At 36.9% G+C, this 21262-nt stretch carries 13 protein-coding genes and 1 tRNA gene; 7 read left to right on the top strand and 7 right to left on the bottom strand.

Going from position 1 to position 21262, the window contains the following annotated elements; genetic code table 11:
• Positions 1-16 precede the first annotated feature (16 nt).
• The gene (locus ACN1CD_RS18805; protein WP_419131966.1) at positions 17-1960 is read left to right on the top strand and encodes an LTA synthase family protein; all 1944 of its coding nucleotides are present in this window, start codon (positions 17-19) and stop codon (positions 1958-1960) included.
• A gap of 923 nt (positions 1961-2883) precedes the next feature.
• On the opposite strand, the gene ACN1CD_RS18800 is transcribed toward ACN1CD_RS18805, so the two are convergent.
• The 5 genes from ACN1CD_RS18800 to ACN1CD_RS18780 form a co-directional block, all read right to left on the bottom strand.
• Positions 2884-5343, bottom strand: coding sequence for a GAF domain-containing protein (locus ACN1CD_RS18800; RefSeq protein WP_419131965.1), 2460 nt, complete (start codon positions 5341-5343; stop codon positions 2884-2886).
• An 83-nt stretch (positions 5344-5426) separates the two neighbouring features.
• Entirely contained in the window at positions 5427-9035 is a 3609-nt protein-coding gene (locus ACN1CD_RS18795) for a metallophosphoesterase (protein ID WP_419131964.1), read from the bottom strand.
• Positions 9036-9077: 42 nt separating this feature from the next.
• Positions 9078-9992 (bottom strand): SdiA-regulated domain-containing protein, encoded by a 915-nt coding sequence (locus tag ACN1CD_RS18790; RefSeq protein ID WP_419131963.1) that lies wholly within the window; start codon positions 9990-9992, stop codon positions 9078-9080.
• 10 nt (positions 9993-10002) lie between these two features.
• Positions 10003-12045, bottom strand: a complete 2043-nt coding sequence (ppk1, locus tag ACN1CD_RS18785; RefSeq protein ID WP_419131962.1) for a polyphosphate kinase 1 — start codon at positions 12043-12045, stop codon at positions 10003-10005.
• Positions 12045-13268, bottom strand: a complete 1224-nt coding sequence (locus tag ACN1CD_RS18780) for a Pycsar system effector family protein (protein ID WP_419131961.1) — start codon at positions 13266-13268, stop codon at positions 12045-12047. Before ACN1CD_RS18780 ends, ppk1 begins: the two co-directional genes overlap by 1 nt.
• A 353-nt stretch (positions 13269-13621) precedes the next feature.
• Between ACN1CD_RS18780 and ACN1CD_RS18775 the strand changes: the two genes are divergently transcribed.
• Positions 13622-13695: transfer RNA gene (locus ACN1CD_RS18775), tRNA-Ile, on the top strand.
• Between the two features lie 659 nt (positions 13696-14354).
• Here the strand turns inward: ACN1CD_RS18775 and ACN1CD_RS18770 are convergent.
• A complete protein-coding gene (locus ACN1CD_RS18770) occupies positions 14355-15290 on the bottom strand; it encodes a proline dehydrogenase family protein (protein WP_419131960.1) in 936 nt (311 codons plus the stop codon).
• Positions 15291-15791: 501 nt separating this feature from the next.
• On the opposite strand from ACN1CD_RS18770, the gene ACN1CD_RS18765 reads away from it, so the two are divergent.
• The 4 genes from ACN1CD_RS18765 to ACN1CD_RS18750 all read left to right on the top strand — a co-directional run bounded on the left by ACN1CD_RS18765 (position 15792) and on the right by ACN1CD_RS18750 (position 18692).
• Positions 15792-16589 (top strand): SDR family NAD(P)-dependent oxidoreductase, encoded by a 798-nt coding sequence (locus ACN1CD_RS18765; protein WP_419131959.1) that lies wholly within the window; start codon positions 15792-15794, stop codon positions 16587-16589.
• Positions 16590-16612: 23 nt separating this feature from the next.
• Positions 16613-17359, top strand: coding sequence for an SDR family oxidoreductase (locus ACN1CD_RS18760; RefSeq protein ID WP_419131958.1), 747 nt, complete (start codon positions 16613-16615; stop codon positions 17357-17359).
• A gap of 43 nt (positions 17360-17402) precedes the next feature.
• Positions 17403-17705 carry a putative quinol monooxygenase gene (locus ACN1CD_RS18755; protein WP_419131957.1) on the top strand — a complete coding sequence of 101 codons (303 nt, stop codon included), beginning with the start codon at positions 17403-17405 and terminating at the stop codon, positions 17703-17705.
• Positions 17706-17795: 90 nt separating this feature from the next.
• The gene (locus tag ACN1CD_RS18750) at positions 17796-18692 is read left to right on the top strand and encodes a helix-turn-helix domain-containing protein (protein WP_419131956.1); all 897 of its coding nucleotides are present in this window, start codon (positions 17796-17798) and stop codon (positions 18690-18692) included.
• A gap of 187 nt (positions 18693-18879) precedes the next feature.
• On the opposite strand, the gene ACN1CD_RS18745 is transcribed toward ACN1CD_RS18750, so the two are convergent.
• Positions 18880-19776, bottom strand: coding sequence for a winged helix-turn-helix domain-containing protein (locus ACN1CD_RS18745; protein WP_419131955.1), 897 nt, complete (start codon positions 19774-19776; stop codon positions 18880-18882).
• A 187-nt stretch (positions 19777-19963) separates the two neighbouring features.
• Between ACN1CD_RS18745 and ACN1CD_RS18740 the strand changes: the two genes are divergently transcribed.
• Positions 19964-21118 carry a ligand-binding sensor domain-containing protein gene (locus ACN1CD_RS18740; protein WP_419131954.1) on the top strand — a complete coding sequence of 385 codons (1155 nt, stop codon included), beginning with the start codon at positions 19964-19966 and terminating at the stop codon, positions 21116-21118.
• The last annotated feature ends 144 nt before the right edge of the window (positions 21119-21262 follow it).

Here is a 21262-nt window from a genome sequence, read left to right as displayed (position 1 = left end):
CAAATTAATCATAAAAATGACCAATATACGCAAGAGCAGGTATTCCATTCTGTTTGGATTTATCGCTTATTTCATATCTTTTTCTTTTATCATCCGTACTATTCTTTTCATCTCTTCTACAAAACATGCTGACTTTAGCCTATTTGAAATCATCAAATGTTATTCCGTAGGCCTCTTTTTTGACCTCGGAACGGCTTTAATTATCACTTCTTTTTATGCCTTATATTTACTGATTATTCCTAATCGTTTATACCAGAAAAAATGGAATCGGATATTTACTTTTTTAGTTTTCGTTCTATTTTTGCTGATTACACTTTTTGCATTCTTCGCAGAGATTACGTTTTGGCAGGAATTCGAAAGTAGATTTAACTTCATTGCCGTAGATTACCTGATTTACACTTATGAGGTTATCCATAACATCAATGAATCTTACCCACTTCCCTATCTCATTTCTGGCATGCTGCTAATCGCATTTGCGGTGACATACATTTTTTTCCGGTTGAAAGTATTTAAATTAAACTTTGAGGGAGAAACACTTCCTAAAAATCGCCTGATCATTTCCTGTTCCTTAATTACAGCAGCATTTTTATTTTCTATTTTTATTAAAAACAGCAGTGCCGAACAAGGCAATAACCGTTATGCCAATGAGCTGAGTAAAGCTGGAATTTATTCTTTCTTTGCAGCATTTAAAAATAACGAATTAAACTACCATGAATTTTATAAGCTAATTGATGGAAAAAAAGCATTTGAGATTGTCAGAAATCAGCTCAAGCAAAAAGATGTGACCTTTAGAAAGGGTTTCACTATTTTACGCGACATTAAAGGTACAGATTCCAGTTACCGGCCTAACGTGATTCTAATTACCGTAGAAAGTTTGAGTGCTGAGTTTTTAGCGCATTACGGAAATAAAGAACAACTTACGCCACGATTAGACACCCTTGCAAACCACAGCATTTTCTTTAGTGATATGTATGCAACTGGCACCAGAACCGTTCGCGGTATGGAGGCCCTGAGTTTATCTATTCCACCAACACCGGGAAGTAGCATTGTAAGGCGTACCGATAATGAAAATCTTTTTACTACCGGCCATGTTTTTAAGGCTAAAGGCTATGTAAATACTTTTTTTTATGGTGGAGATGGTTATTTCGACAACATGAACCATTTCTTCGGCACTAACGGTTACAACATTGTAGACAGAGGCCGGAAACTACTCAACGAAACTTATAACGGAAGCAGAACTTTAATTACCGATCAGCAGGTAACTTTTGAAAATGCCTGGGGTATTTGTGATGAAGATATTTTTAATGTCTCGTTGAAAGATGCAGATGAGAAATATAAACATCATCAACTGTTCAACGATTTTATCATGACTACTTCTAATCACAGGCCTTATACTTTTCCTACAAATAAAATCAATATTCCATCAGGAACAAGAGAAGGCGCGGTAAGATATACAGATTATGCCATCGGAAAGTTTATTGATAAGCTTAAAACTAAGCCTTATTACGCAAACACTGTTGTAATTATCGTGGCAGATCACTGTGCCAGCAGTGCCGGGAAAAATGAAATTGATATCTCAAAATATCAAATTCCCTGCATGATTTTAAATTTAAAAAATCAGCCAAGGATGAATATCTCAACAATGACTTCCCAAATCGATTTATTTCCAACCCTGTGGTCTCTATTGGGTTGGAATTATAGCAGTGAATTTTACGGCCAAAACGTTTTAGACAAAACCTATCAACCACGGGTGTTTCTTGGTACCTATCAAAAGCTTGCTTACCTTAAAGGCGATAGTTTATTACTGTTGAGTCCACATAAAAAGGTAGATACCTATTTATATAACAAAGCTAAAAATGAGCAGAAGCCTTTTAACCTCCCAAAAAAATTAGTAGATGAAGGCATTGCGAACTATCAAACTGCGTTTGATTTATTTAAGGAAGGAAAGTTGAAGTTGTAGGGAAATTGAAAGAAGCTTATTATAGACCCTTTCCCATCCGGGGATAGGTGCCGCTAGGTGGATATGGGCTTTTCAGCACTAGCTTACCTCGGCTTGCCGCCGAAGGGCTATCTTCTTTTTCTTAACAAAAAGAAGCAAAAGTCAAGGCTTGGACCTGATGTCGGATTAGCTCGTCGAAATTTTTGAAGAGCGGTAGCACAAGGGCTCGATTTACTTTTTAATAGAGATTTGTTTTAGGAGCCGTTCGCGCTACCTTGGTATTGGGGTATTTGAACGTTGGTGCAAAAATTTCAACGGCTTCTCCTTCCATCATTTCCTAGGCCGGAGAGCAGGGGGGAAATAGCATGGTGCTTCATTAGATCTGTGAGGTTTCTTAATGTGAATATGGGTTTTTAGGGCATGGTATGAACGGTGGGTTAAAGCGGCCGTCATCCTGAACTTGATTCAGGACCTATGTTTTGATATTATTTTTTTCAATCGTTAGGTGCGAAAAATTCTTATTACAGACCCTTTCCCATCGGGGGAAAGATGCCGCCAGGCGGATAGGGGCTGTATTTTATTTCGGTCGGTGGGACACAAGACCGATAGATATTTAACCACATGCTTACAGGTACGATCGCTGTAAAAGCCCTGCAAAGCCAAACCACTGTTTCTTCGTTCGGCTCTTACACCGGCATAGTCAATTTTTCGGGATGGCACTGTATAAGCCTACCTATTGACTTGGATAGAAAAATTGCGAGCCGGCACTTTTGTTTCTTTTGGTGTCAAAAGAAAATAAGCCCGTCCGGCCAGGACAAGATAAAATTTAATTGCGGCAACCTTGGAGGGATGTCATTCGATAATTGATCATTCAAAATTATCCCTCAACATAATAAATCTTAATATAAATTAATAAATGTGATACAGCCTTTAAATAAGGTCAATTAATTCTGCATCATAGAGGCAATCTCTTTTTCAATTGATTCCAACTCTTTTGGTTTTAATTTTTTATTTGTTTCTTTTTTGCTTTCAGTATATTTAACACCAACACGTAATGCTTTTAATCCAGAAACGCCTTGTAATTCATCCAGTTCAAGTTGTTCCAAATCATCATTAAAATAACCCTGAACCTGCATGTACTTCACATATTCCATGTATTCTTTCGCCTCATCGGGATTAAAATAAACCATGGCTATTTTATGGGGTTGCGTTAAGCGCTCATTCTTGCCCTTTATCTGAACTTTATCAATCCTTTTCTTAACCACTTCGTAGCGAATGTTATATGCGCCCTCCACATCAAACCTTCTTTCATCATTTCTAAAACTGATATCAATTGCATTTGAGTGGATAAAGATAAGCTGTGTTGTTTCTAAAGGACGAGGCATTTCGACAATCAGTGCTTTAGATAATCTTGCAATTTCAACCATAGAGGTTAACTGCCACAAACGAATGTTTTTCAGATACAATAAATCGAAAGGTTTCTCAGGCGCAATGTCCTGACCAATATAAATATCATACTCTACCCCATCTGTTCTGAATTTAGCGAAATAACAAGGATAAGAGGCTTGCAGGTTTGCCTGAGATTTCTCCAGGAACTGACTTACTTCAGTGTTGATCATTTGCATAGAAACCTCCAACTGTCTGCGATTGGCAAAAGCTGCACCTGTTTCAGGAACAATGGACTGAAAATATTCTTCAACAATTTCTGCAGTTTGAGGGTAGTTGGCTTTAATGATCGAGAGAAATGGATATACTTCCACAGTTAAAAATTCAGTAAGCTGGTTTTCTTCATTAGAAGAAGCCAGCTGCCCTATTCTTTTTATCCAGTCTTTACAATTGAACAGAATTTTATCTGTAATCTCTAGCGAAACTGTTTTCTTAATGGCTTTAAGTGCCTGCATCAAGTTATTTAAAAGCACGGTTAAGTCATCCTTTAACGCCTTATTTCGCTCAATAGTGGAGTTACGAATATCAATGGCTCCAAATAACGGATACATATGTTTGAATGTAACGGTTTCTATTTCAGTGATCTTAGTCTTACCGTTATTTTTCTGCAGAAAACGCCAGATGGCTTCATTAAATTTCCATTGAACAGAAGGCTGTAAGGCAGTGAATTTATCCATTAGCACTTCATCCATCTTTGCATCAAAATCCTCAATATTATATTGAAAAAGCTGACCAATCAGGGGCATTGCCGGACGTAACCTCGATAATAATTTATCATCAATTATAATTTCATGATCAGAATAAACCTCTAAAACTCCTGCTAACTGCGTATTGTAATAAATCGGCAATACAGAGTAAGAGCAAACTCCTGCCTCCTTAAGCACTTTCAGGAACGGATCTTTTGAAATCTGATCATCATTAATAGCAGATACAAAAATAGCTCTTGGATTCTCTTTGTATTTATCAACCAGCGCATAAAATACCTCTTCCTCTAAATAAGAAGCTTTTGCCGAATTAATTAATTTACTCTGGGAGAATTCCTTATTATCAAAAACGAGTTTATTATTAACCGTTAAAAAGGGCATTAAACCAAATTCCAGGTTTCCATTTCCGCTTAAACTTTTTAATGCCTGGATTACGTGGCTGTAGGCTTCAGTCTGATAATTATGATTCACCAAAGCATCGCGAATCCCATCAATAGAATGCTGTAAGGTTACATCAGTAATCGAAATAATACTAAAACCTTCAAATACAAAATCTGTAAGTGGTAAACGATTAAATAAATACTCCAGCTCTCTATCTTCCTGGAAAGCCTTTCCTAATTCTTCAAAATTAAGTTCCGGGAGCGCATTTTTATGCTTAATATCAACAAATTTAGCATCTGTTTGAATGTTGTAGTATTGCGTTAGCTTGGTTTCTTCATTAATATGCCCATAAATAATTTCATTCTTAAGCACAGAAGTGAAATTATAAAAGCGATCCAGAATGATGTTATAAACAAACTTAAGCTGTTTTTTTTCTACAGGGTCTGTATCCTTTGAGACTTTATTTTTTGGATCGTGATCTTTAAAAAAATTATAAAATGCATTTGTACTGAAGAAAATTTCATCTGGTATTGGTGTACTCAATGCCCAGAAAAAGTCATCCTCATTATCCATTAAAGGTGTAAGAATGGTAAAAATTAATTCTAAAGTATCTTTATATTTTACCAATTCATTCGCACTGATACTGCTTAAAAGCACCTCATCTTTCTGAATCTTTTCTAATAAAAACCTGTAAAATTCAGACTTTACAGATTTCTCCGTTTTCAGTCTTCGCTTCAAATACTCCACAAGTGGACGAAAAGATAGATATGATTCTACCTGAGCATTTACACATTCGTTTTTATGTATTTGTATTACATTGGTATTCATGTTGTATTTCCTTTCTGTGGTGTAACTTACCGCTATCTTGTTCACTACAAAGATATTAGCCGTTTTTCTATAACTGGTCTTTAAAACGTAATACTTTGATCACTTGGTTATACTAAAGTTACGCAAATTTAGTACCTAAAGTTTAAAGAAATGTATGGATACCAGCCATCTGAGGAGTGACCAACTACTAATCGAACAACTGTGAGTGATGCGGGAGCAAAATAAACCCCACCTCCAACGCCGTGATGCCATGTATTAGATACTTCGTTGCGTTTCCAAACCCTGCCTACATCATAAAAGCCCAATAAGCCAATTTGTCCGGGTAATACGTAGCTGACCAAGTCTCCCAATTTTGCCCTTAATTCTAAGTTATTGTAAAGCGCATGTTCTCCGGCAAACCTGAACTGGCGATAGCCGAGCAAATTCCCCTGCCCTCCTAAAAACATAGACTGGTAGAAAGCAGGTTTCCCTACAGTTACCCCTCCACCAAAACGATCTGCCAGGATAAAGTTTTTTCTACCATCAAGATTTTTATATAAGGCGATGCTTGCTAAAAACTGCCCATACGAATTCGAATATTTGTTAACGCCTTTATAACCCAACAGTTTAAAATCAACAAAACTACCAAGTGTAGGGAGTAAGTCATTATCACGCGTGTTATTTGTGAAATTGACAATTGCACCTGCAAACATTTTTTCATTACGAACGGTTAAGCTATCAGCAGATCGCAGCTGACCCGAATTTAAGATAAATCGCCCTTCATTATCTTCCTGGTTAAACTTATAATACTGGAACGATGGACCGATTGAAAGCGTTGATTTTGGCCTCCGCCACCTGATGGCTGCATCAATATGATATAAATTAAACCTGGCCCTGTAATACCTGATTTCATCTCCATGCTCATCAAACCGGGTATCATTCCCTAATCCAAAAAAGTTCTGGGTATTGTTCGGAGCATTGGCATCTGCCTTTAATATAAAATCGCCTTTTCCTAAAGCCTTTAACCACTCGCCTTTATAATTGAAACGAAATGCCCTGGTAGAGAATGAGTGCAAAAATGAAATGGTTTGCGAATTTCCCCATGGTTGCTTCCTGAAACCTGGATTTGTCTGTCTGAAAACCAATCCCAGTAAGATGCCATCATCATTATTAAAACCTGCATTTAAATTATAAGACCTTCTTATATACAAATCTTTAGGAATATGAGTAAAGTTTGAAGTATCGTTTGAAATGATTTTTCTTATTTTATCTTGATCCGCTCCAGTATATGTGGCATGATCTGTTCTGCCGTACAACTTTACCTTAGCGTTGCTATTCTCGAAATTATAATATTTACTTCCTTTACCGCCTATAATTCTAATCTTGATGGCCGCGTTTTTATTATCAAGAATTAAGCTGTCATTTCCATTATGCAGATAAAAACGAAGTTCTTTAGTCACTTTCGGATCAAACTCCCGATTAAACAATTCATCCTTAATGTTCCCTTCTTTAGATATTTTATTGATTTTTACCCGTAAACCATTATTTTTAGAATCACTTATGCTAATGAATTCATTTTTGTTAGTTACTTCAATATCTACAATCCGGTTGAAGAAGTGATAGTAATCATTCATCAGTTTAGGTAAGTTGGCAATCCGCTCGCGAAGGGTTTTCAGAAATTCATCATGGTGTAATGAATAGCTGGGCTCGGGAAGTTTACGGAGTGCTCTTTCAAAAACTTCATCATTGTAGTTTGCGCAGAAGTCTTTTACAATCTGATCAAATTGTTCTTCTTCTATGTTGGCGGTCCAGCGGCTGCTGATTTCCCTACCTTCCCACAAAAACCAATTAATATTCTTTAACGGACGTTCGTAGCCCTGCATCATTGGAAGCAATGAAGATGCTTGTGTAAAACGCTGCAAGGCACCATCGGCTCTAAAAAATACCTGATCACGATCTCGGGGAACTGGTGCGTATTTCGACCAATCATCGGTTTTAGTTTCTTTCCAACGCCATTGATCTTCATGCCTGTCCCAATCGCCTAAAAGTACATCTAACGATCTAGCTCTTACCCAGGCCGGACCATCTAATTTGTTATCATTATCATCTGTTAATTTTTTATCCATTTTAGGAGAACTGTCTGATTCGCCAACAGGCTCTCTTTCTTCGAATAAACACAACGTGTTGGCGAAAGCAGATTCAAATTCACCCAATCCATCGTCTGGCGAAACCCAGCCTATAATCGGACTGGTGTGTGGAATTTTAGCTGCTTTTGCAAGTTCTGGAACAACCAAAGCGGAAAATGGATGTTGCGCAGACATGTTATCTTTAATAATGTCTTTTGCAAAAGTATTTCGCAATGCTTCGGGTAGCAATACTTCCGGAAACTTTTCTATACTGCGCAATACATACTCTTTACCATCTTTATCTTCTAATCTTAACGAACGCGACTGGTTACCACCGCCACGTTGGGTTGCTTTTAAACCACCCATCATTTTTGACATATGCAACACCGGAACCTTTGTTCTTTCTGCATATTCCTTGCGGTAATTTTCACCAAAAACATAACGATGGAAGCGGCCAACGCTGTCGTATTCTGGCTTAATGCGAACGAAAATACTATCAGCAGTGAGCGGTTTATCTCTGTTTTTTACAATGGAAGGAATTTGCTCAAACTTTTTAACGTAGCTGTAAACCTTTTTAACACTGGTATCCGAATAGATATAATATTCATAACGCATATCATTGTTCATCAGCTGATCTGCAACCACATAGCCTTGTTGCATTTCCTGAAACAAAGAATTTTTCCCCTTTTTATTTGGGGAAATCTTCGAGCCTGAACCACTGATAATCTGTAACTGTTTGCTTTTAATTAACTGTAAACCATGTTCATGACCAGCCACATAGGTAACGTTTGGATAATCTCCAAAAACACCATTTACCGACCTGATCATATCTTTATATGCTGGATGATTCAAATCTTCCGGACTTAAAAATGTAGACCTCAGAAAGGGATAAACTGAGCCTAAAACGGGCATAGGGATATACAGGTTCTTCTTTAATGAAGTAAGAGGAAAAAGGTGATTTCTGAGGTTAAAATATCCGCCATGCGGACCATAACTTTGAAATGGATGGTGTGATGCCAACAGAATAACCTTATTTTTATTTTGCTCCAGCAACTCTTCCATTTTCACCAAAACATCATCTTTAGTGCGGCAATCGCACTCTCCGTCCGGATTGGATTTGTTGTATGGAAATAACCACCATTCGCTATCATAAGCAATAATGGTTAATTTATCTGTTAAGTTTATCGCTACAGGATCAGGGCATCCATTAGCGGGAAGTAATTTTAACAGCGGATCATTCTGTGCCCTTAAATAATCATCCTGAGCTTTAATTTTAGCCAGGCCATTCGGGCCTGATTTATCCCAATCGTGGTTTCCAGGCACAAAATAAACCGAGGCACCCATTTTGCGCATCGGTTCGAATTGTGAACGTAAAATTTTTCTGGTTTCTTCTTCATTCGCACTTCCGGGCAAACCCATGCCTGTTGGATAGATGTTATCGCCTAGATAAACTACGGTCGTTTTCTTTGGAATAATTTGTTTGGCCGCGTTTTTAAGGTCCTGCATTTGCCCCTGATTCATCTCTCCGGCATCGCCAAAAAGGATTACACGGTATTTCACATCATCCTGGCCAAAAGAACTGAAACAAAGAAAAAAAAAGAATGCAGCAATAAGGGTAAACGTTTTTATCATGTTTGTAGGTTATTGCTGATAAAGATAAGGAATTTCGATATTCTACTTCGACTTGAACATTAAAATATTTCCGGCAGATAGCGTTCCGCCTTCATTTGAAATATATAAGTTATTATCTTTATCAAAAGCAATCCCCTCTGGTTGGTTAAAAGCATTTCCCTTTAAGGCCTGTGTTGATTTAATTTTAAAGTTTTCATCTGTAATAACCAACAACTTATTCATAGAAGAAAGCACATACCACTCTCCTGTTTTAGGGTTTTTAGCCAAGGCAGAAGGGCGGAAATTCATTTTTGATGCGCCAGCTACTTCAGCAATCTTATCGTGCGCCAACGAAAAATTTCCGGCTGGTGTATAGCTTCCCTGATCAAATTTAAATGCGAAGATTTCAGTCTCTCCTTTTTTACCCTTCTTCACTTCCTTGGTGAGCACATAAACCGTAGCGGCTTTTTCATCTGCAGCCAGGCCTTCATATTCTGCTTTCGGTACCAGATCTTTGGTTTTAATTACATCTGTTACTTCTGGAGCATTAATTTTTGATAGCGGAAAAGTATGCAATTCGCCATTACTTTTTAAAATGATCACCTGATCTTTTAATATGGCGAGGTCTTCATAATCGCCTTTCCCTCCAAATTTGGTGTATTTTGCTTGTTTATCTTCCAAACCAAGGTGGAACAAATCGCCATCTTCATCCTGAATGGCGAAAACTTGTTTTGGGTCGCCGTTATGAAAGGTAATACCAGAAATTTCGAATAAGTTTTGAGGCATATTGTACTTTACCGGATTGGTCAGATCGTAAGAAAAATCAGTTTTTTTAGCACTAGCTGCTGTATTTTCGGTATTTGCTTTTGATTTATCTTTAGCTTGATCATCATGTTTTTCATTCACACAGGAAACGCCGATAAAGGCGATTGCAAATGCAATTACTATGGATGCTAATTTTGTTTTATTCTTATTCATAACCTAAAATTTAATACTTGTCTTTTAAATATTGATAGATCCCTTGCTGTGAAGAAAGGGCAGTTTCATCTGTCTGAACGGGGATATTATCCATCTTTTCATCAATCAGCACAGCTTGTACGTTATCTTGTTTCTGGATTTCGATAAGATCCAGAATTTCTTTTTTGATTTTTTCATCGTAAATTGGAAAACATACTTCTATTCTACGATAGATATTTCTATTCATCCAATCTGCAGATCCTAAATACAGATCTTGTTTGCCCAGGTTATGGAAAACAAAAATTCGGCCATGCTCCAGATAACGATCTACAATTCTTGTTACTTTTATATTTTCGCTCATTCCATTTACACCTGGAATCAACCTGCAAATCCCCCTCACGATCATTTCTATTTTCACCCCGGAATTTGAAGCCTCGTAAAGTTTATTTATCAAAACTTTTTCCTCCAGGTTATTCATTTTAATGGTAATGCCTGCTGGTTTACCTTGAGTAGCATGTTCAATTTCCCGATCAATTAAATGCAGAAAGGTTTGCTGCAAATTAAACTGTGCCACCAGCAAATGTTTAAAAGGAATCAGATCTGCTGAACTTGGTTTAACACGTTTGGCAAGAAAAATAAACAACAATTCCACTTCCCGTAGCATTTCCTTATGCGCGGTCATTAAGATATGATCGGTGTAAAATGAAGCTGTAGTTTCATTAAAGTTGCCCGTAGCAAATAAACCTACATAGTGCATTCTGCCTTCAATTTTCCGTTTCACTAAGGCCACCTTTGCATGAACTTTAAGTGCCGTAACGCTATAGATAATCTCCACACCGGCCGATTTCATTTTTTTAGCCCATTTAATGTTATTCGCTTCATCAAACCGGGCTTTCAGTTCCACCAAAACAGTTACTTTCTTTCCATTTTTTGCGGCACTAATCAGGGCATTAACAATTTTAGAATCGCTCGCTACGCGGTAAAGTGTGATGTAGATTTCTTTCACCGTTTCATCTATTGCGGCCTCATTGAAGAACCGGAGCACACTTTCGTAGCTTTGATACGGGGTATGGATAATGATATCTGTTTCTACAATAGCCTCGGTAAGTGTACCTTCTGCAAAGTCGGTATTGCAAATTTTTCCCCATGATTGATTCGAAAGCTGATCATTTTTTACCGGAAAGCCCATCAAGTCTTTCAAATTATGGTATTGACCACCCTCTACCATATTTGCTTTTTTGAGATTGAAAAGTTTTTTAACCACCTCGAAAACATTGGCCGGAATGCCTGGCTGATGAAGGAAGCGGGTGGCTAAACCCAAATCACGTTTCATCAGTTGCTTCTCCAGCTGATCGGATAAACTCCCGGAATATTCATCCTTTAAATCAATTTCGGCATCTCTGGTAATTTTAAAGCTAAAGCAACCTAAAACTTCGTCGTTAGGAAATACACGATTCAGGTGAAAGCGAACAAGATCATCCAGAAAGACAACAAACGTTTCACCAGCATTTTCTACCTTATAAAATCTCGGCAATTCATTTGATGGAATATTTAAGATTACGGCTTTGGTATCACTTCCATTTTTTAACGTAATGAGGAAGTACAACTCATTGTTTGATGGAAAAAAATCAGTTTTATCATCAATATAAACCGGCTGCAAAAACGCCATCACCTGACTCAGAAAGTAACGCGTTAATGTTTTTTGAATCTGTTGTGGAAACGGCTGACCGTAAAGCAGGTTAATCTGATGCGCTTTAAGTTGTGGAATAACTTCCAGTTGCAACACCCTGCCATATTGTTGTTGTTGGCGGGAAATCAGTTCATTCGCACTTTGAAGTAAATCTTCTTCCAGGTGAATATCGTTATTCTCTTTGTTGCTCAATTTCTCCAGCGCGAGTAATACGGGCATCCGTACACGATAGAACTCATCAAGATTGGAAGAAAAAATCGAAAGAAATTTAATGCGTTCCAGTAAAGGAACGGTATTCCGGCCAGCTTCGGTAAGAATGCGTTCGTTAAACTTTAACCAGCTTAAATCTCTGTTAAATAAGGCTGTTTCAATCATCTGTTCCATTAAAGTTTTCCGTAAGCTGCGTAGGCAATAACGAAGGCAAATACCGCGGCTATTAATCCAAACATGAAAATATTGTATGCCAAACGGATAAGTTTATATTTGCGGCCGAGCACAACACCCTGAGAATAAACATCTGTAATGAGTGTGCCATAAAGAAAGTCTTTATCATTCATCACTTGGATCATCCCTTCGGTATAGCTGGGTAAACTCATTTTATAGAAGTTACCAAAAAACAACAGGTTCACTTTTTTGTTGTCCATATCTTCCTGGGTAAATTCGCCTTTAGGAATAGATGGACGGGTTGATAAGATGGATACCACCACACAGGTTAAACTCACAATTAATAAAATGAAGGTGGGGATAATCAGGTTGCCATGATCTTCCAGTCTCCTTAAAAGTAAACTCACAATTAAAGAGAGCATGATGGAATTTACGGTGATCAGGATATGCGCTTTATTATCGGCCATATCGCTTAAACGCTGATTATTGGCTGAGGTAATCCTGAACATGGTTTCTATCCCTTTATCCGGACGTTCATCTTTACCTTTCTTCTTATTATTTTCAGGCACTAAGCTTGGGGCAAAGTTTTTAGGTTCTTCCTGTTCTATTTTAATTTCTTCCTGTGCAGTTAGTTTGCTCTTAAGCTTACTGATGTTGGCTTGTTTCTGATCGTTCAGCAGCAGCACAACATAGTCGGTTTGATAGCGATGAGATTCCATAAACTGAATATCACGCTTGCGCCAATCTTGTTTACTGATCTTTTGTTGATAGATTAGTTCCACTTCTTTGTGCATCAGTTTGCCTTTCTGGCGAAAATCTGGCAATCCTAAATGGAACAAATCGGCATCACATAAAATTTTGTCGAGCTGATTTTTCGGGCTCTGTGGAATCTTCGTGGCTAAGATGGCACTTTTCACACTGTCTCTCACCTCAGCTCCTACCTGGTGTTCACTTAAAAACTGATCTGCCAGTTCTGCTCCTTTTTCTTCATGCTTTAATGCTTCTTCAAAATAACCCGTATCGTGAAAATAAGCAGCAACGGTGATGGTGAAAAAGTCTTGCTCATTTAATTGGTAGTGGTTGGCGATTTGCTGTGCAGCATTTACCACTTCCTGGGTGTGTTCGAGGTTATGGTAAACCAACCGCGGATCGTGATGCGTGCGGAAGTAATTGCCAACGTATTTTTCTACCTCGTGTTGCAATTGTTTATAGTCTGTGGGCATAGTGTGTGATATGATCTTTCTTTATGAAACGCTGAAGCAATTCTTTGATCGTTTAAAGCTAAAAATTTACGGTAATAACGGATATAAAACTACACTTATTTTGAATAAAATTTAGGCTTTAAGTAGTTGGGCTAAATTTTGACTTATTGATTATACAATCATAAATTCCAATATTTTTTAACATTACTTAAATAAATGGTGCTACATTCTTTAAACACCTACCTAATTATAAAAATACATTAACCTGAAAATAAGGTCGATGGCAGATTTACGCAAATTTTTACTAAAAAGTTTTCAAAATTGGATGCAAATTAGTAACATTGCACTCGCAAAAAAACAACTGTTTTTTTTCGGGGCCTATAGCTCAGCTGGTTAGAGTAGAAGACTCATAATCTTTTGGTCCCTGGTTCGAGCCCAGGTGGGCCCACCCTAGTGGGTAAACACGTTTCGACGATGTTTGCCCACTTTTTTTTTGCTATCTAACTAGCTGGAGATCATACAGACAATTGATACACCTTCGTTTACACGAGTCGTTCGATTTTACTCTCCGCCAAAACTCAATTTTTCTGGAAAGATCTAAACAAGAATCTTTCTCTTTTTAGGCAACTTCTCCATCTTTATGTAGTAAATTAAGCCATAGAAGTATATTAACTACTGTAATTAATTGAGTTTTAATATTGACCTTGGGACTTTCAACGTCTAATAATTTTGCCTCCAAAACAGTTATTTTCCCTTCATACTCTAACTTTACCGTTTTGTATTTTGCTAGAAATCGCCTAACGACATTCTCAGCAAAGAAATTAAACCCGTTAAGGAAAAATTTATATCAGACTTTAAACTGGCTTAAATTTTTATGAAAAAAATTTTAAAGCGAACATATAAAATTGATGAGCAAGAATTAGTCTTTAATTATCCAACACTTTTTGAAATAATAATTAAAAAGAAAGCAAAGGCAGGAAATGAATAAAGACGCAAAGCTAATTCCTCTTGTATTTATCATTTGATTGATTTCTATAAAATAGCAAGATATGATCTTCAGTAGCATACTCTTGAAGCTAACACCTATTTTGATATTGAACAGTAAATTTAAGAGACTACATCATTCAGCGCCTGAAAAATGTTCATCGGATATTCAGCTATTCTGTTACATAGATAGAGGTACCATTCTTTTCCATAAACAAAATAAAGCTTTGTCTGATAACCTTCTTCCTTTAACTGAAAGAGCTGATCGTTGCAAATACCAAAAAGACTTTCAAACTCATAAAAATCTTTTGAAGGCTGATATTGCTGAACAAGTAATTTCGCTGCTGACTGTATTTTTTGGTCGTGTGTAGCAATTGCACATTTATGTTGCCTTGCCAGTAATTGATCAACATAATTCAGGTAAATTTCATCGAGCTTTTCACCTCTTGGCATAGAAAGCCCTTCTGCTGTTTCAAAAGCACCTTTTACCATTCGTATTCTTCCTTTTTCCTCTATAATTTCAGCAAAGTCTTCCCGTGTTCTATGCAAATAAGCCTGTAGAGTTATTGCTAAATAGTCATAATTTCTAATTCCTTTTTTATAAGTATCAATTACATCATCTGTTCTTTCTGTTCCTTCCGCACTGATGATAACTTCAATTTTTGATTTAGCGGCTTCCTCGCAGATTGCATTTAGATTATCCAAACACAGCTCTTTTGATACTGCCAGGCCTATATGAGAAAGATCCAGAGAAACTGTCGCGTCTAATTCCTGCAATCTAATTTGTTGACAGATCCGTATAAACTCCCTGGCAGAATCATTTGCTTCGGCGGCAGTTCTGGTACTTTCCCCCATAAACTCGATAGAAACTTTTTGGTTATTCAGGGTTCTGACTTTATGAATTGTCTCATTCAGGGTTTCGCCACCAATATATCTGTTTGCTGCTTTCTTAAAAAGCTGAAATAATGCAGGATTACTTAATATGTAGCTCTTCGATTCTTCATTCAATGCCGCTTTTCTTAGTGCCTGTGCACCAATTTCCAATAAGTATCTGTCCATTTAATTGTTTTTTGATAGCTGCAATAATAGGATTTAATTTTATGGTCAGTTTCAAATGAATGTAATGTTGCATAATCGTAGATTAACGCAAAGTGGCCCTCCGGTGCCTGAAAGAAAATGATCTATTCTGCAAATGATTCGTTGCCGAAATTTATCAAAATTTAATGGTTTGGATCTGTATCCCAGCATAGAATAAAAAGGTGTAGGTATACAACGGGAAGAGAATGTAGTAAATGTAATGTATACAACAGGCAATATCTTGCTATACGTTTCCAAAAATGGTTGAGAGAGTTCCGCCAGCAACAATCTCCCATTCAGCCTGAATTTCCAAAAGATAATGCAAGCCAGCAAAGAGACAGTTGGTCAATTTTGAAGTATCTTCCTGTTGCTAATCATTCTCTATACGACATAACGTAAAAACGTATCACACTTTCCTACTTCTGTATAATCCGTAAGCTTCCCCCTACCCTAACTTTGTCCTATAATTAATCAACAAAGAAAATGAATAAAACAATTTTAATCACAGGAGCATCATCAGGCTTTGGATTGATGCTAGCGAACGACCTTCATAAAAAAGGTTTTAATGTAATTGGTACCAGCAGAGAACCAGAGAAATACAATGGTAAAATAGCATTTAAATTATTAAGCTTAGATATTGATGATGACAACTCCATCAATTCATTTGCTGAACAGTTGCTTAAAGAAACAAAGCAATTAGATGTTTTAGTAAACAATGCTGGTTTTATGGTTACGGGTTTAGCGGAAGAGACACCAATGGACGTGGCAAGGAAACAATTTGAAACTAATTTTTGGGGAACTGTAAAAGTCACTAACGCTTTGTTACCGCTATTTAGAAAACAAAAATCCGGACAAATCATCACTGTAAGTTCTATTGTAGGTTTAATCGGTCCACCTAACTTATCATATTATTCTGCTTCTAAGCATGCAGTAGAAGGCTATTTTAAATCATTAAGGTCTGAATTAAATCAATTTAACATCAAGGTAAGCGTAGTTGAACCTGTTTGGTTTAAAACCAACTTAGGCCATAACGCAATCGCTTCAAAAGGAAACAATATTGCTGAATATGACGCTTTGAGAAAAAAAGCAGATGCGGCTACACAAAAAGGATTGAACGAAGCGCAGTCTCCTGAGGCAGTGGTTAATGCTATTACCAAGCTCATTGATACTAAACAACCCAAATTCAGCAATCCTGTTGGTAAGATGTCTGGTATGATTGCATTTCTGCAAAAATTCGCTCCTAAAATGCTTGAAAATACCATGCTCAAAGAATTAAAATAAATTACAAAATTCGATTATTAAAAATGAATATTACAAATAAAACAGTGCTGATAACAGGTGGGGGTTCGGGAATTGGATTTGAAACCGCAAAAATATTGAGCGAAAGAAACAATAAAATAATTATTGTTGGCAGAACTGAAAGCAAATTAAATATAGCGGCCGAAAAGCTGAAAAATATTACAGTAATTCCTTGCGACATTAATAGTACGGTTGATGTTGAACGCTTAGTAAAGAAAGTATCAAGTGATCATCCTGAATTAAGCATACTCATCAATAATGCTGGGCGGGGCTTTGCTTATACCCATGGTGAAGCTGCTTCAGCTTTTGAAAAAGCAACCGAAGAGTTTGCAACAAATTATTTTTCCGTACTAAGAATTACAGAGGCCTTTTTATCATTGCTAAAATCTCAACTTGAGGCTGCCATTGTAAACGTAACTTCAATAGGTGCAATTTCTCCTTCAGCAAATCTTCCGTCTTATTGTGATAGCAAGGCAGCAGTACATTCCTACACCCTCTCACTTCGCCATACACTGGCAAAAGATACTGCTATAAAAGTATTTGAATTAATGCCCTCATTGGTAAATACAGAATTTTCTAGAGAAATTGGAGGAGAAAAGGGAATCTCTCCAATTGAAGTTGCAACAGTTTTGCTTGCGGGAATGGAGCAAGATGTTTTTGAAATATATGCTGGTGAAACTGCCGGATTCAGGAAGTTCTATTTATCATCACCAGATGAGGCGTTTGCCATGATGAATCAGGTAAAGGCATAGACATTTGAAACATCTATGCATTTGAGGAAGCATAAAATTAATAATGATGAAGAACGATAAAATTATTACCCATGTGGAATTTCCAGTAGATCCTGAATTTACTGACGAAGTAGTGTTAAATGCCATTCAAACCCGTGATTTAATCCTACTTGAAGAAGGAACCGAAGTTTTCATATTAACTTATAAAAAAGAGGAACCAAATACACTTGTTATTTTCGCCATTTACACTTCTAAGGAATTATATGACTGGCATCTTGAACAAGCTTACGTAAAAAGTTTTTTCAGCTTTCTTATGGGGAAACTTTTAGAAGCGCCTAGAGTGACGTATCTTGAATCAATAATTTAAAAACTAAACTGCTGAAAGGCACCTAAGTAATACTTGTTGTAAATCTGCTCCTAATCGGAGAGATTTACAATAACTTTTGAAAACATCAGTATGAAGCACTATAAAACAATCAGCGAATTATATACCGCAAATGGATTTCCGCTCCCAGAGAATCCAATGCTTGGATTGGTAACTTTTGATGACATCAGGGATTGTAAATTTGTAGAGCCAGCATTTACTTTGGGCTTTTATAAAATTGCTTTAAAAAAGGTAAAATCAGGAACTGTTTCTTATGGAAAGACAAAATACGACCACGATAACGGCTCTATGTTCTTTTTAAAGCCGAATCAAATCATTCAGATGAATGATATCGAACTAACTGAAAAAGGCTTTATGATTTATATTCACGAGGATTTTTTAATTAAGCATTCCTTACACGCTGCTATTCAAAAATATAGTTTCTTCGACTATGAGGCTAATGAAGCTTTGCACTTATCTCCTAACGAAGAAGAAACACTCTGGGATTTGTTTAATAAGATAAGAGGCGAATATTATAATAATCAAGATGAATACAGCAGAGATATTATGCTCACCCATATCGATTCTATACTAAAATATTCACAACGCTATTACAAACGACAGTTTTTAAACCGAATGCCGCTTTCAGGCACAACACTGTCGAAATTTAGTGAAACTTTGAAAATGTATTTTGAAAACGGAAGTCTACAAAAAGAGGGTTTACCAACCGTAATTTATATGGCATCAAAATTAAATGTTTCCCCAAGGTATTTAAGCGATCTGTTAAAACAAGAAACGGGCAAAACTGCGTTGGAACATATACATATTGCATTGGTTATGGAAGCAAAAAATCTTTTAATGAGCACAGAAAATACCATTGCAGAAACGGCCTACCTATTAGGATTTGAAAATCCTCCATATTTTTCGAGGCTGTTTAAAAAAGAAGTCGGCGTAACTCCGACAGCATATAGAGAACAGTTTTTGAATTAATGATTTAACCAATTGAATGATTGATTGTCGTCTAAGATTTGTCCCGCAGATCAAAATGATCACCGCTGATTTTTTTATCTGGGTTCTGCCGAAATCTCCTGAATCTGCGGGAAAATTATTAAACTACTGGTTGATTTCTCACCAACCAGCCTAAATTTTATCTGATCTATTAATTATAAGTTTTTAATTACATAAAATTAGTAATTTCAAGCTTATACCCTTTTCCACGGATCACAACAATGTTGATATTCGGATCAAATTCCAGTTTTTTTCTAAGTTTTGAGATGAACATATCCAGACTGCGCCCAACAATAACTCCCTCATCTTCCCAGATCTCTTTTTGTAGTCGGCTTCGCGCTATGGTCTCGTTGGGAGACAATGCAAAAATGAGCAATACACGGGTTTCCGTTCCGGTGAGGTCTATTATCTTCTCGTTTATGATCAGCTTCCGATTCTTTGCTTCGAACAACACCGACCCTAAAGTAAACATATCAGTATCTTGATTGCCGGATAAAACTTTTTGTGGCTTAATAGATCTAAAAAAAATAAAACCAACAAATGCTAAAAATGGCAGGCTACTCAAAAGATATCCATTCTTTGCAGTATTTATTCCTGTCGGTTTGAATTTAATGTTGATCCAATAACATGCCCTGGGTTGCACTCTTCCTAGGCATGCTACAATATTATCTTTTTTATTTTTGGATATCGCGTATCCATAGGCTACACTGCCATTGCCGCAGTTTACTACATTAACCACATAATCATATGCAAGCAGATCATGAACTAACAAACGCCGGGTAGTATTCACCAGGGAGTCGGTTTGAAACGTTAGATCATGCTCAAACCTGATCTGGTATTCATTTTCGGCGATCTTTTTTACCGGGAGCACTCTTGATGTACTATCGCCCGATTGTAAAAGTAGTTCATGTCCGATTCTTCTGATTAAAACTTCCCTTCTGGAAATATCAAAATCGTTACTATCCTCCATGCTGAAAGCCGCACAGATTACAGCAGTAAACGAGAGTAATATCAATCCGAACAAGTATTTATGTTTCCCGGAGAGGAGATTTCGGCTAAGATGCATAGTGTCAAGTTTTTATTTACAAAGTTTACATTTTTATTTACAATCCAAATCCCTCAAGCCGAAAGATATCAAAGTAATTTCGCTGAATCAATTAGATGCGATATGAAACCATCATGAGCAAACACTCACAAACAGTAATCAATATGGCTCATGATGGCTTCATCACCATTAAAAAAACTATATCCAGATGAAAAATAAAAGAAATGTTTTGTACAGCCTGATGATCATGCTGGCAGGAGTAATCAATTTCCCAGTACAGGCCCAACAAAAAAATGGCACTCAGGATGCCGTTGAAACCGAAGAAGCATCCACTTCTCACGGACCCACTGGTATTGTTCGTAACATCAAGCAAGATAGAAAGGGTAATATTTGGATTGCTTCATGGGAGGGTGTTTTTAAATATGATGGAAAATCTTTTACCAAAATCACCAGCAAAGTAAGTTCAGCACGTTTCTTTTCTGTTTTAGAAGATAGAAAAGGAAATTTTTGGTTTGCCTCTATTGGTTCTGGGGTTTACTACTACAACGGAAAATCTTTCCGACATTTTACTACCAGAGAGGGACTTGCCAATGATCGGGTTACTAATATTTATGAAGATAAAACTGGTCACATTTGGTTTGGCACTGAAGGCGGAGCAAGCCTTTATGATGGGAAATCCTTTCGGAATTTTAAAATGAACGAAGCCCCTCCCCTTACTGAGGCTGATTCTGTGTATACAGGGGCTGAACCTGTTCATACTGAAGCTGACTCTGTCCATATTTCTTTTTACCAACATCCGCTTCCAAAAAATCATTGGACGCATAATGATGTTAATGCGATCATTGAAGACAAAACCGGAAAACTTTGGTTTGGTACAAGGGGCTATGCCACCGTTTATGATGGAAAGACATTTACCACTATCACCAATAAAGACGGCAAACCTTTTACAAACGTTCGTTCGATAATCGGAGATAAAAAAGGCAATATCTGGCTTGGTGGTGCGGATGGCCTTTGGCGCTATGACGGCAAAACATTTACCAATTTTACGCAGAAATTTGTTGGTTATATCTACGAAGATAAAAAAGGCAATATTTGGACGAGTTCAGAAAGCGCTGATAAAATAAGTAAGATACCATCTGGTAAGAATACCTCATCTTGGACACTTTCCCGTTATGATGAAAAGTCCTTATCTAATAAAAAGCCAACTGTAACTGAAATAACAAATAAAGGAATGATTTTTGGAATTTTAGAAGATGATAAAGGTAGTATTTGGTTTGGGTCTATGAACGGAGTGCATCGTTATGATGGAAAGACCATCAAAGACTTTAAAGGTTCTAAAAGCGCCAAGTTGGGTGTACAATAGTTCGGTAATACCGAGGTTTAGTGAAATAAAATTTAAAGAGGTTGTATCATAAATTAAAATGTTATCCTGAGCCTGTCGAAAGATTTGTAAAAAAATGTCCTTGATGGTGTTTCGACAAGCTTACATGACAAATCTTAATATACA

Source organism: Pedobacter sp. N23S346, from assembly GCF_048515415.1.
In the GTDB taxonomy this organism is placed as follows: domain Bacteria; phylum Bacteroidota; class Bacteroidia; order Sphingobacteriales; family Sphingobacteriaceae; genus Pedobacter.
The sequence above is the reverse complement of the archived record's forward strand: the minus strand, read 5'-3'. Positions and strand labels throughout refer to the sequence as shown.